This window comes from Xenorhabdus ehlersii, from assembly GCF_003610465.1.
Taxonomy (GTDB): Bacteria; Pseudomonadota; Gammaproteobacteria; order Enterobacterales; family Enterobacteriaceae; genus Xenorhabdus; species Xenorhabdus ehlersii.
In genome coordinates, this window is record NZ_RAQI01000003.1 from 430,740 (window position 1) to 444,413 (window position 13,674).

General features: G+C 38.5%; 8 protein-coding genes. 4 read left to right on the top strand and 4 right to left on the bottom strand.

Annotation, left to right across the window (positions count from 1 at the left end; genetic code table 11):
* Positions 1 to 69 precede the first annotated feature (69 nt).
* The 4 genes from BDE27_RS12465 to BDE27_RS12480 are packed head-to-tail and all read right to left on the bottom strand — an operon-like array spanning position 70 to position 3,657.
* The gene (locus BDE27_RS12465) at positions 70 to 966 is read right to left on the bottom strand and encodes a metal ABC transporter permease (RefSeq protein ID WP_099132816.1); all 897 of its coding nucleotides are present in this window, start codon (positions 964 to 966) and stop codon (positions 70 to 72) included.
* A complete protein-coding gene (locus BDE27_RS12470; protein WP_099132817.1) occupies positions 963 to 1,838 on the bottom strand; it encodes a metal ABC transporter permease in 876 nt (291 codons plus the stop codon). Before BDE27_RS12470 ends, BDE27_RS12465 begins: the two co-directional genes overlap by 4 nt.
* Positions 1,835 to 2,746 carry a manganese/iron ABC transporter ATP-binding protein gene (locus BDE27_RS12475; RefSeq protein WP_099132818.1) on the bottom strand — a complete coding sequence of 304 codons (912 nt, stop codon included), beginning with the start codon at positions 2,744 to 2,746 and terminating at the stop codon, positions 1,835 to 1,837. Before BDE27_RS12475 ends, BDE27_RS12470 begins: the two co-directional genes overlap by 4 nt.
* Entirely contained in the window at positions 2,743 to 3,657 is a 915-nt protein-coding gene (locus BDE27_RS12480) for a metal ABC transporter substrate-binding protein (RefSeq protein ID WP_099132819.1), read from the bottom strand. Before BDE27_RS12480 ends, BDE27_RS12475 begins: the two co-directional genes overlap by 4 nt.
* Positions 3,658 to 3,951: 294 nt before the next feature.
* Here BDE27_RS12480 and BDE27_RS12485 point away from each other — a divergent pair, with 294 nt between their 5' ends.
* The 4 genes from BDE27_RS12485 to BDE27_RS12505 all read left to right on the top strand — a co-directional run bounded on the left by BDE27_RS12485 (position 3,952) and on the right by BDE27_RS12505 (position 13,611).
* Positions 3,952 to 4,632: a transglycosylase SLT domain-containing protein gene (locus BDE27_RS12485; protein ID WP_099132820.1), complete on the top strand. Its 681-nt coding sequence runs from the start codon at positions 3,952 to 3,954 to the stop codon at positions 4,630 to 4,632.
* Positions 4,633 to 5,164: 532 nt separating this feature from the next.
* The gene (locus BDE27_RS12490; protein ID WP_099132821.1) at positions 5,165 to 6,181 is read left to right on the top strand and encodes a hypothetical protein; all 1,017 of its coding nucleotides are present in this window, start codon (positions 5,165 to 5,167) and stop codon (positions 6,179 to 6,181) included.
* 459 nt (positions 6,182 to 6,640) lie between these two features.
* Entirely contained in the window at positions 6,641 to 11,395 is a 4,755-nt protein-coding gene (locus BDE27_RS12495; protein ID WP_208638590.1) for an inverse autotransporter beta domain-containing protein, read from the top strand.
* 464 nt (positions 11,396 to 11,859) lie between these two features.
* Positions 11,860 to 13,611 (top strand): hypothetical protein, encoded by a 1,752-nt coding sequence (locus BDE27_RS12505; RefSeq protein ID WP_099132824.1) that lies wholly within the window; start codon positions 11,860 to 11,862, stop codon positions 13,609 to 13,611.
* Positions 13,612 to 13,674 lie beyond the last annotated feature (63 nt).

Below are 13,674 nucleotides of genomic sequence, written 5' to 3' on the forward strand. Positions count from 1 at the left end.
GGATAAAAGGAGTTTTAATAGGAATTAATAAGGCCATATCTCAAATTTGATATGGCACTCTATTATTTTTTAATTTGATTTTTCTGGAATTGATACCTCTTGGGATGAGATTTTTTCAAATGTTCCTTTGTTTGCTTTTTTGCAAGCTAATTTTATTTGGTCATAAATAAGTGCAATAGTGAAGAAAATTGCCTGAATGATTACGATACAAGGGCCTGTTTCACCATCAATATGGAAGCTGATGATTGTTCCAAGTACGCTGGATGATATAGAAGCAACCATTGCCACAATCAGCATGCGATCAAAGCTCCGGCAAAGCATAAAAGCAATAATGCCGGGGGAGATTAACATCGCAATGACTAGGATAATACCGACGGCCTGCAAAGATGCGACAATTGTCAGGGCCAGCAGCGATAATAACCCGTAATGGAGAAGTTTCACAGGAAGTCCAACTACTCGTGCCTGATTGGGATCGAAGCAGTAGAGCATGAAATCTTTTCTTTTTAGCAGCACAATAGCCAGCGTGATCCCTGCAATGCACAGGGTTTGGAGTAATTCATGCTGGGTAATGCCGAGTATGCTGCCGAATAAAATGTGTGTCAGGTGTTGATCCGTATCTATACGAGTAAACAGGACTAACCCAAATGCAAACATACCTGAGAAAACAATTCCCATGACCGTATCTTCTTTGATTCGGCTATGTTCTTTTAGATACCCTGTAGCGAATGCACAAGATATACCAGAAAGGAAAGCACCTATTGCAAGTGGTATGCCTGTTACAAAAGCGAGCACTATGCCTGGCAAAACAGCATGGGAAATGGCATCTCCCATCAATGACCAACCCTTTAAGACTAAGTAACAGGAAAGTACAGCACAAACAGCTCCTACCATAATGGCAGCATAGATAGCTCGTCGCATAAACCCATGCATGAAAGGTTCAGTAATTAATTCAATAAATGTGTTCATGAGCGTTGTTCCTGAATCAATGCCAGAGATTCCTTTCTGGCTCGTTTGCGAGAGGCTAACGTGCCATGTTTAGGGGCAAAGAAGAACGCGAGTAAGAAAATCACTGTTTGTATGGTGACAATGACCCCCCCAGTTGCACCGTTGAGGAAATAACTCACATATGCACCGATACCACTCGTGAGTGAACCGATGGCGACGGCAATAATCAACAAATATTTAAATCTATCTGTTAATAAATAAGCGGTTGCACCAGGCGTTACAACCATTGCGATAACCAAGATAGCGCCTACTGTTTGTAATGCAGCAACGGTACAGGCACTTAATAAAGTGAAGAAAATGATTTTCAACCGTAACGGTGATAATCCAATAGAACGTGCATGGGTTTCATCAAAGAAAACAACCAACAGATCTTTCCAAAGTACCATTAAGATAATGAAGGAAACTGCAATAATGATTTCAACTTGTAAAACATCTTCATCAGCGATTCCCAGAATATTGCCTAAAATAATGGTTTGTACATTTACGGATGTAGGGTTTAAAGAAACGATCAATAATCCGACAGCAAAAAAAGTGGAGAATATAAAACCGATCACCGCATCTTCACGTAACCGAGTGATATGACGTACCAATGTCATTGATAATGCAGCGAGCATCCCTGTAAAAAAAGCACCACCTGCATAAGGTAAACCGAGAGCATATGCACCTGCGACACCGGGCACAACAGAGTGGGAGAGGGCGTCTCCCATTAGCGACCAGCCTTTTAGCATCAGATAAGCGGATAAGAAAGCACAGACACCCCCAACAATAGTGCTTACCCACATGGCTTTCACCATGTAGTTGTAACTGAATGGTTGTAAAAGCAGTTCCATCATGGTTGATTTTCCTTTTGTTTGGGGTTTTGTCGCGGTGGAATATGATGATCATGTCCGTAAAAGACGGCAGCACGTTCATCATCGGTTATGACTGTCAGTGAGCGTGGATCATCATCTTTATGCAGCTCAGGAGCGGAAAGATTAATATGACGCAAGACACCACCGAAGGTAATTTCCAGATTTTTTTGAGTAAACGTGTTTTCAGTTTGGCCACTTGCGAGCACGGTGCGGTTGATCAAAATAACGTGATCACAAAATTCAGGCACACTGCCAAGGTTATGAGTTGATACTAAAACCAAATGCCCTTCGTCACGTAAGTCACGAAGTAAGTCAATAATGGCATTTTCTGTTTTAACGTCCACTCCAGTAAAAGGCTCATCCAGTAGCAGAACTTTCCCTTCTTGAGCTAATGCACGGGCTAAAAATGCTCGTTTTTTCTGCCCGCCGGAAAGTTCACCAATTTGGCGATCACGCAATTCTGTCAGCCCGACACGTTCAAGGGCTTTATTGACGATTTCATGATCACGCTTGCTGGGACGGCGCAAAAATCCCATTTTTCCATAGCGTCCCATCATGACAACATCGGAAACCAGAACCGGAAAATTCCAATCTACATCCTCAGTTTGAGGAACATATGCGATGATATTTTGTTTTAATGCGGCTCTGATAGGTTGATCGTTGAGGGTAACCTTTCCATGTGAAGGTGTTACTAATCCCATGATTGTTTTGAATAATGTGGATTTACCGCTGCCATTCATGCCTACCAGCGCACAAATTGTGCCGCCAGTAATGTCAAAACTGGCATCATAAATAGCAGTATGTCCATTGTTGTAAGTGACAGTGGCGTTATCCACAATTAAATGAGGATGCTCAAATAACGATTGGTGGTTTAATGATGAGCGATTCATTGATTAAATCCTTTTGCGATAGTGTCTACAGTGGTGTTAAGTAGATCGATATAAGTTGGAACCGGTCCTTTTTGCGTGGAAAGGGAGTCTACATAAAGTACCCCGCCGTAACGAGCTCCTGTTTCTTTACTGACTTGTCTTGCTGGTTTATCTGAAACAGTGCTTTCACTAAAGACAACTGGGATCTTATTAGCTCTTACTGTATCAATGACACGGCGAACCTGTTGTGGGGAACCTTGTTCCTCAGCATTAATTGGCCACAAGTAAACTTCTTTGAAACCATAATCTTGTGTGAGATAACTGAAAGCACCTTCACTGGTGACCAGCCAGCGTTGTTCTTCAGGAATACGAGAAAGACGTTCTCTAAGAGGCGCATCCAATTGAGCCATTTTCTCTGCATAAGCTTTGGCATTACGATTATAAATTTCGGCATTCTCAGGATCGTATTTGACAAAAGCTTTACGGATATTTTCGATATAGATCAGCGCATTTTTTGGTGACATCCAGGCATGGGGGTTAGGGTTTTTATTGTAAGGTCCTTCGCGAATCGGTAAAGGAGTAATACCTTCGGTTATAACCGCAGCAGGTATGTCTTGCATGTTTTCAAAGAATCGTTCGAACCAGCGTTCTAAATTTAAGCCATTCCAAAGGATAAGGTCTGCACGCTGTGCCTTGATGATATCTTTGGGAGTGGGTTGATAATCATGGATTTCTGCGCCAGGTTTAGTGATTGACTCGACAATTGCTGCGTCTCCTGCGACATTTTGGGCCATATCTTGAATAATAGTAAATGTTGTAACCACTCTGAATTTTTTCTCGGCATGAGCTTGCTGGCTGAATAACGCCATTGTGAATAGAACAAGGATCAGATTGAATATCGGAAAATCAGAAAGAGAATATTTTTTATTCATTATGGTAAACCCTACTTGTTGTACATATAATTATTGATAATGATTATCAGTATCATTTGTGTAAAGTCAAGGCGATAGAGACAAAATTGACGATAAATTCGATAGATGCTCCTTAAGTTCTTACTGATTGATATGACAACGACACACCTCATGCGAACAAAAAAACAGCATGTTGTCTAGCGTTAACCACGAGCAATAAAGAGATTTATTTTGATAAGTGATAGAAAAATATTTTTGGTTTATCAGTAAAATTATATATCCTTTATAGGATTAATTTTATTTAGGGGGAGCAGCATGAAATTAAAACTCCGTTGCATTGCGGTAGTATTATTGTTGTCAGGATGTGCAAGCCAACAAGTATATCAATCAGACAGTAATAGACAAACAACAGTAAAACGTATGCTTGACGGCAATAAGGCTGCTTTTGGTACCCGTAAATTGACAAATAGGTTTAAATCCACCCCATTTGATGGCTTGATTACGCAATCCGCAAAACGTTATGGTGTTGATGAAACGCTCATCAAAGCGATTATTCAGGTGGAATCAGGTTTTCGTCCAGAGGTTGTTAGTAAATCGAATGCAGTTGGGCTAATGCAGATTAAGGCGTCTACGGCTGGGCGAGATGCTTACAGAGTGAAAGGGAAATCAGGACAACCAACTATGCGTGAATTGAAAGATCCTGAAACTAACATCGACCTTGGTACTGCCTACATCAGCATTTTGAAAAAACAGCATCTGGAAGGTATCTCTAATCCAGAAACACTGTACTATGCAACGATAGTTGCTTATGTAAATGGTGCAGGGGCATTATTGCGAACGTTTGATGCAAACCGAGTTTTGGCAATTAATAAAATTAATCGAATGACTCCGAATGAGTTCTATCAATATGTTCAAAATAATCATCCTGCACCACAGGCTTCGCGTTATTTATGGAAAGTTAAAAATGCTTATCGTGCTTTAGGTGTAACTTATTAATTGCAATCGGTGAAATTTAATTAGGATCAAATAAACTTGATAGCCTGAGTTTTTTATCGGGCAAAACAGTCTTTTGTAAACTATAGATATTACAAATTTGCGATAAACATTTTACAAGCAGTATTGATTATTAATCTTTAATTAAAAGCATCCCTGATAATGTATAGTTAAAATTATTTTTCTAATAAAATGGCCTATTCAATAAAAAATAATTATTAGCTGATAACAAAAAGTAATTTGAATTAATTTAATGGAAGGGGCATTTTATATGGAAACTTATATTTGCTTTTTTATCTAATATTAATAATGTTAATCTTAAACTATTCATCTTTAAAACTAATACATGCTATGACTATAAATGACAATAATATAAAATCACATGAAATTTATTTAAAGATATTAATGTTTGGCTTAAACTTTTGAATAAAAAAGTAAGGTGATGATTTTCATGAGTTTTATTGTCAATAAATAAAAAGTCAAGTGATTATGTCCTGAAATTATATATAAAAAACACTCAATTAAGGAGTAATTCATGAAAAGTTTAGAAGATATAATTCTCTCTCCACCTACATTTCCACAGGCTCATGGAACCGATACCATTAACATACACGATCTGCGTATAATGAATACTGAATATATATTAATGGAAGTGCCAAGATATGATGATGCTAAGACTGGAGATGAAATAGATGGATATCTTTATTTAAGTAATGATAATAGTGTGGTTATAAAAAACAGACCATACTCTGTTAGCCCAAGTACATTACATACATCCCCATATACATTACTGTTTCCTGTGGATGAAATTTCTAAATATGGTGACTATCAAGCTAAGTATAAGATAATAAGTCATGGTAATGAACGCGAATCACCAACGGTGAATATAAAATTTATATTCTTTGATTCATCTAGATTATCTGATTATATTCCTAGTGTTCCAGAAGCTACAGGCAAACAAGGCACCTTGCTGACAAAAGATGATTATTATCGGTTAGATCAGTTGAAAGTTATTGTGCCAGTTTATGAGGGGATGGCTCCTGGGCATACTGTCAGGGTTTTATGGAAAGGACGTCGTAGTGATATTACATACGTATCACCTATTCAGACAGTGAATAATGTAATACCGATGACATTCTATATTCCTCGTATGGAGTTTATTGACACTATTGGTGATACTGCTACGTTGCATTTTTCAGTAACAAGAACACCTGGTGATGTTGTTGAGTACTCAGGAGATTTACAGCTTGAGATTGAAGGGCAAACACTTAATTTACCTGCACCCAATCTTGAATACAATGATGATTCTATTCAAGTCATAATACGTTATCCTGATATGAGATTAAATCAAACAGTAAACATCCGGTTGGTAGGTCAGACAATGTGGCAAACTAATTATCAAATACTTGATAATGTAGAACGGATAGCAATAGATATCCCTTATGATTGGGCACAAGAAAATAGCGGAAAACTGGTTCTGATTGACTACGCTGTAGGTGATATATATGGAAGCAGAGATAGTTTCTCCCATATATTAAGACGAGTCTTATAACATATTCATCGAAATATAAAATAGTTATTCTAATCTCTAACAAACCTCGTTTAACTTAACGAGGTTTGTTATTGTCTAGGTAAATATTTAACTCAAATCACCAGCGTCCAGATTGATTGTATTATTTAAAATAGTTATCGCGTGATAACTATTTTAAATAACGCAAAAATAAAATATGCGACTAATATCATATTAGGAGTAGATCCGAGTCATTTTATGGGTAAGTATGAGTGTAACTAAAAATCTGGGTTAATATCATAACTTATAAGGTATTTGTATATGTTATCATATATTGGCAAAGGCACTGTCTTATTCTTTTTTCTTTATACATTAGTAGTACCCTATACGATAACGAGCACCTTTGCAGATAGTCATCTAACATCTGAAAAAATATACACGCAAAAAACAGATGACAAAGATAATATAAGTGTTCGAGTTAATGAATCAAGTAAAAAAAATTTGAATTCAAATATCCATAAAAAAAATAGAGTTAAAAAAAATGATCACACTGCTGATTCTAATACACCAGGTGTTATTGCTAAAAACATCCAGATGGCAGGCAATATCCTGTCATCTTCACCTTCAGAACTGGCAGAGCAAGCCAAATCTTACGCGATAGGGCAGTTTAATAACACAGTATCTTCTGGCGCACAAAAATGGTTATCACAGTTTGGTACTGCCAGAATTAATTTTGGGCTGGATAAAAAGGGAACACTAAAAAACAATTCATTCGATCTGTTACTGCCGCTTTATGATAATAAAGCAGATTGGTTGTTCTTTTCCCAACTGGGTTATCGTAACAAAGATAGCCGGAATACCATGAATGTAGGATTAGGTGGGCGTTATTTTTCTCAAAACTGGATGTATGGACTGAATACTTTTTATGATTACGACCTGACGGGTAAAAATCAGCGTCTTGGTCTGGGCGGAGAAATAGGGGGAGACTACATTAAACTTTCCGCTAATACCTATTATCGTTTAACTAACTGGAAAGACTCACGGAATTTTGTCGGTTATTATGAACGCCCAGCCAACGGTTATGACATTAGTGGGGAGTTTTTCTTACCTGCTTACCCTCATCTGGGTGCCAAACTGACCTATGAGCAGTATTTTGGCGATAACGTAACTTTATTCAATCGTGATACGAAACAGAAAAACCCTAACTTGGCTAAATTGGGGCTGACTTACACCCCGGTTCCGCTATTTACTCTGGGTATGGATTATAAACAAGGGGGAAGCGGGCACAGCGAAACACAGTTTTTGGCGAATTTTAACTATAAACTGGGTGTTCCCCTGAGCGTGCAGTTATCGCCAGAAAATGTAGCGGCGGCGAGGACATTAGCGGGCAGCCGTTATGACCTGATAGAAAGAAATAATCATATTGTGCTTGAGCACCAGAAAAAGCCGATTGCGCAATTGTCGTTACCGGAAACCATCATTGGGTACAGTCAGGAGCAACACGATATTACAGTCAAGTTATCTTCTAATGACTTTGTTAAGCAGATTCATTGGACAACGAACAAAGATTTTGAACAGCACGGCGGGAAACTTTCTTCCCGCGTTGGCCACACCATAAAAATTACCCTGCCAAAATATTTATCCGGCGATAACCAAAATAACAATTATCCCATCTACGCTCTGGCTGAATTGGAAAATGATCAAAAATCAGCGCCTGTTGCGATGCGCGTGATTGTCAGGCCCTTTATGCTGAAAAAACAGGAAGGGGCCAACCATACTCCAACAGGGCCATTGCCAGCAACAGGGGATAAAAAAGACGGATATACGTTCAACCCTGTGATTACCTTTGATACGGTCAATGGTGCCCCTATAAAAAATACCATTATTAACCACGTTCTGTGGATAACTGATCCTAAAATCAGCCCGGATACGGGGTTGCAGTGGATTGATTGGGAATCCTCAGACTCTGCGGCACTTGATGAAAATGGACATTTCAAACACAAGCCGATTTTAATTAGTACCCGACCCCATAAAGATGTCAAAGTGTATCTGCAACTGGATAGCCAGCCTCCACAATTAGTAGGTGAGGTTAGTTTTGATGAAAATCCGGCTAGTTTCCACATTGATAATGTTAAGGTTTCACCGCCAGTACCGTCACGGATAGCCAATGATTCCCAGGCTTACACCTATAGCGCTGTGGTATTAGATAGTGATAACAATCCGGTGAGAAACCAAAAAATCGCCAATGTGAAGTGGAGCATTAAGCAGGGTAAAAATGATGTCAGTTCTAATCCAAATCTCACGTTTACGACCAGCGGGGATACAACAGGTACTCAGGGGGAATTAATTGCCTACCTGAAAAGTACGAAGGCAATACAAGATGTGCTGGTTTCACTTTCCATTGAAGGCCAAAATCCTGTTCCTGCACAACGCCCGGTTACCTTTACTGCGGATACGTCGAAGTATCGTATTAAAATGGTGAGTGTTGAGCAGCCAGGGACAGGCTCTTTGGTTGCGAACGGCAAGGATACTTATACCTATAAGGCTGCCATCATTGATGATCAGAATAATCTAGTGCCGAACCAGAAAATTACCGGCGTGACGTGGCGCGTTACGACAAAGGATGGTCATGATTTGAGTTCCGATCAGAATCTCAAGTTGACGAATGACGGGGATACCACGGGTAATCAGGGAGAATTAATTGCCTACCTGAAAAGTACGAAGGCAATACAAGATGTGCTGGTTTCACTTTCCATTGAAGGCCAAAATCCTGTTCCTGCACAACGCCCGGTTACCTTTACTGCGGATACGTCGAAGTATCGTATTAAAATGGTGAGTGTTGAGCAGCCAGGGACAGGCTCTTTGGTTGCGAACGGCAAGGATACTTATACCTATAAGGCTGCCATCATTGATGATCAGAATAATCTAGTGCCGAACCAGAAAATTACCGGCGTGACGTGGCGCGTTACGACAAAGGATGGTCATGATTTGAGTTCCGATCAGAATCTCAAGTTGACGAATGACGGGGATACCACGGGTAATCAGGGAGAATTAATTGCCTACCTGAAAAGTACGAAGGCAATACAAGATGTGCTGGTTTCACTTTCCATTGAAGGCCAAAATCCTGTTCCTGCGCAACGCCCTGTAACCTTTACTGAGGATACTCAGGATTATCAGGTTAAGGGGGATATTCAGGTCAGTCCGTCAGAGGCGTTAACGGCAGATGGTGCCCAAAAATATACCTATACGGCGGCTATCGTAGGTATTGATGGAAAACCTGTTCAAGGAGGAGAAATCATTCATAATGCGACGTGGAAGATAGAGCATCCAGCTAACCCTAACGCTTATGGACTCATACTCGATCAATCAGATATGACAATAGATGGCAAGGGGCAATTAACGGCAACCTTAACCAGTATTAAAGCAGTCAATGGTGTTATCGTTTCACTCACGGTGGGAAAACAAAAGCCGATTCAGGCAAAGCCGCCAGTAGATTTCAAACCGGAACAAGTGTCAATAGCAGTGACACCACCAAGCCCAATATTGGTGGGTAAAAATTATACCCTGACCGTTAACGTTAAAGATGCGACGGGTAATAATTCGGAGCCTAATAAAAAAGTTAACTGGACCCTAAAAACGCCCAATCAGACAGGGGTAACACTGAATCCAACAATCAGTACAACTCAGGGGGATGGGAGTGCTTCCACAACATTGACCAGTACGCAGGCTCAAACAGTGACGGTAGAGGCTTCTGTCGAAGGCGTTGAAACAGTGAAGTCAGTGGGTGTGGAATTCAAATGGCCAACCATTCAGAAACCAACAGTTGCCGAAAAAACGGGAACAGTTCCTGCGGATGGAGACAAAAATCCGCAACATGCTTATCACTATACTGCGCATGTGTTTGGTGCTGATGGCACAACACCTTATACAGAGCAAGATATTAAGTTTAAGTGGCGGTTAAAATCTGAGAAGGGTGGTGCTCCGAAAAATACCGAGTTATCAGAACCAGGGGAAGTTACCGTTCAACCTGATGGTACATTAAAAGTTCAACTGCGGAGCAGTCAGAAAAACCCGGTAGTGACAGGTGCAATTGTGTGTCTTGTTGCTGTTAATGAAAAGTCTGCTGAGATCCCTGCAACAGAACAATGTGCTGAACCTGTGGATTTTGAAGCGGAAAATTTAAAGATAGTCAGCCTTGATGTTACGTTTAATCCTAATCAGCCCATAAAGGGGGGGAGTGGTGGACATTATACCTATACGGCGAAAGTGGTTAAGGCTGACGGTACAGCGCTATCTGATGGATATAAGGTAGGTGCTAAATGGGTTCTGGATCCAGCCCCTGAAACCTATAAAGGTCAGGATGAATGGAAAATTGAAAGTGACAATATAGTAAGCAATGGTCAAATTACGGCAACCCTAAGTAGCCAGGTTGGTATTGGCGATATTAATAATGGTCAAGTCACTGACGGCCTGACTGTAAAATTAGAAGTACCGGCAGGAAGGGAGAAAACGACTTTCAGTGCAGCAAATCAACAAGTTGCTTTTGACGTAGTATCGCAACCCGCTGGAGTTGCTGTCTATACCAAAGAAGCTGATAATGTAACAATTAAGAAGAGTAAAATATTTGAAGATCAACTCAGACCTAGTAATGTATTTGGAAATATGTATGCACAATTGTATGACTTGTCGATAAAGGAAAAGATTCTGGATAAAGGAGGAGAAATAATTTCTACCGAAGGCTTTGGTAGTGGTATTAATGACATTGGGTCCATAGATCTGACTACAGGAGAGATAACTCTGGGCACTTTTCATAAGGCTAAGGTGGATACATCTATAACGATTAAAAGAACTAATAAGGCTAAATATGCTTATAATTATTCTTTTTTTATTAAAAAATACATACAGCCTGACTCTAGGCACCCAGAAGTTATGAAACAGGATAGTGAGCAAGGGGATATTTCATGTCAGGATCCGAGGTTACCAAATTCTCGTAATATTAATGAACGTGATGTAGGTATCAAAGAAACTGATCCTTACTCCTTACAAAATGAATTTCCAGACAGCTATTCTTGGGGGCTTCTTGATTATGTTACATCACCACCTCCAGTGACGCCAAACATCCTTGGGAAATATTCGAATAACAGTCTGAACAATAGTGGGAATTTTATCTATAATACCCAAGAAAACAAACAGGTGGTTAGTGCTAATGATTCTAAGGGTTATGTGCTTTGTGTTGGGAGTTATTTTCCTTATTAGTTTAAAAGTGCAGGAATTCGATATATTCGAAAAATATTTTCCATATTTGTGTCAGGGTATTCTCAGATAACGGTATTTTGAATTTTCTGTAAATATAGGTGACCGAAATTTGCAGTTGCGGCTTGGTTATCTTCCTTTTTAATTGTCTTTTTTTATTTTGTGCTATTAAAAATGCAATCCCTTCTTTTGTATCGGTTATAAATAATTTCATGAAGAGAAAACTTTTAATCTAAATATTTCTTGAGTAAATATGATTTAGTTATCAGGTGATAACTATTTTTCATTATCTAAATTTGGATTGATTATTTAATCTGTTTTCGATTATTATTCTATTGTTAATCATAAAACAATATACTTAATTAAAATCATTTGGCTGAACTAATTTTAGTTAATATTATCAGTTGTTTTAGTGCTTTATTGAAATAATAACAAAGTATAATAAATTTAATTAATGAGGTGCCAAAATGAAAATTGAAGAAGACCTTGTAGTGAAAACTCTTCCTCAGAATGATTATACTGTTACTGCAACAATACCTGACCAATCTGATATTATTGTGGGGCAAACTAGTTATATATCAATAATTGCATCAGGAGTACCAAACAAAATAAGAAACATTAAAAATGTAACAATAGAACTTGATCGGGATATAGTTAATTTAGTTAAATGGAAGACTGAGAGATCATGGTTGTCAGCAGGTAATGTTGGGTATGTAATGATCCGTTTGACGGTTGATAATAATCTAAATGAACAGCAGCATAAAGAAATTATTTATACTGTTAATCTTTGGGCTGATGAGAAAGGTACTCAAGCAGTATCGAATTACACACCGCTGAAATTCACATATAATGTAAAGAAAATTAATCCTAAAGCTGTTATAGTATTAAATACTGATAATGAATATATCCAACCTCCGACAGGAGATAATCCGGTAGGAACAGGAAATGAATATATTACATATTCTGGTTCTCTTGTTGATAATATAGGTGGTGTTCTTAAGAACACCCAAGTTGTAGTCGCATCTTCATTATTGGATCAAATATATTCTAACAATGCGGATAATGCTCTTGTTAATATAGGAACAGTGCCAGATTCTGGTAGCAGCAGTATACAGATACCAACGACTAGAGATAATGATATAGACTATTTTGTTATTAATAGTGATGGCAGTGGTAATATAAAATTTAGAGTGTACCCCAAAAAAAACATATCAGCTAGGATCGATTTCAAGACGGGAATATTAGGCGTAACATCTATTAATTATGCTGCATCTGTATATATCTTTAGTAACACGAATATGAGTGATGATCCTTTTGGCCCATTATCACCAAATATATATAATGTAGATCAACTTGGAAAACTTCAAAAAATCCCAGGATCCAATGCTATGCAGGTCGGAATTGCTCCGTATGTTGGACATCAAAAGACGGATGCTTTGATATTCTTTATTAAAGGGTATGAAAAGAACGATGAACCAATTCAACTAAAACCTATATATAAACTTGAAAATATAGATAGTCTGGATGGAAACCCTTTTAATTTTACGTATGACCAGCTACCACTTAATAAGCTTATGCAGCTTTATTACCTGATAGCTCCTGCTAGCCAGGATTCGCTCTATTCTATGACATCAAATTTTATGTATGTTGGTGAGCTATCCGATGGTGATAATAATGGTGATGGTGGGATTTATACACCCGTTGAGGTATACTCCAGTTATTCACCATCACCGCTTGACCTCAAAAATACACATGATAATGATCGTATGTATGACAATCGTCTGGTCACTCTAGATACGATAAATCAATATGTAAAAGAAGGCAGTACTATAACAAAAACGGATCCAATTGGTTTGTATGTCGTGATAAAAATAGCTAAAAATATGACTGAGCAGGTGAAGGGACTTCCTCCGTTAAATTCTATTTGCACTTTAACAATTAATATCGATTCTGCCACAAGACAGGAGAATAAATCCTATCCATCAGTCAAACTGACAGATAATACTAATTACTATCAAGTTGTGAAGATTCCATATTGTGATTTAACTCGGGCTCGGGGATGGGAAGATGGTATATTGGCAAAACTATCGTTTGTCTACTCAATCACATACGAAGGAGCAACAAGGAAAAGCAAAGAATGGAAAGCTACAATAGGCACGGCAAATACGGGTTATGATATAAATGATGATGGTTGCCCCTGCAACGATAAGAGCAATTAAAAAGTTAATTATTCCAATATATACTGATCAAAAATATTAATTTAATAGAGATATCTACATTAT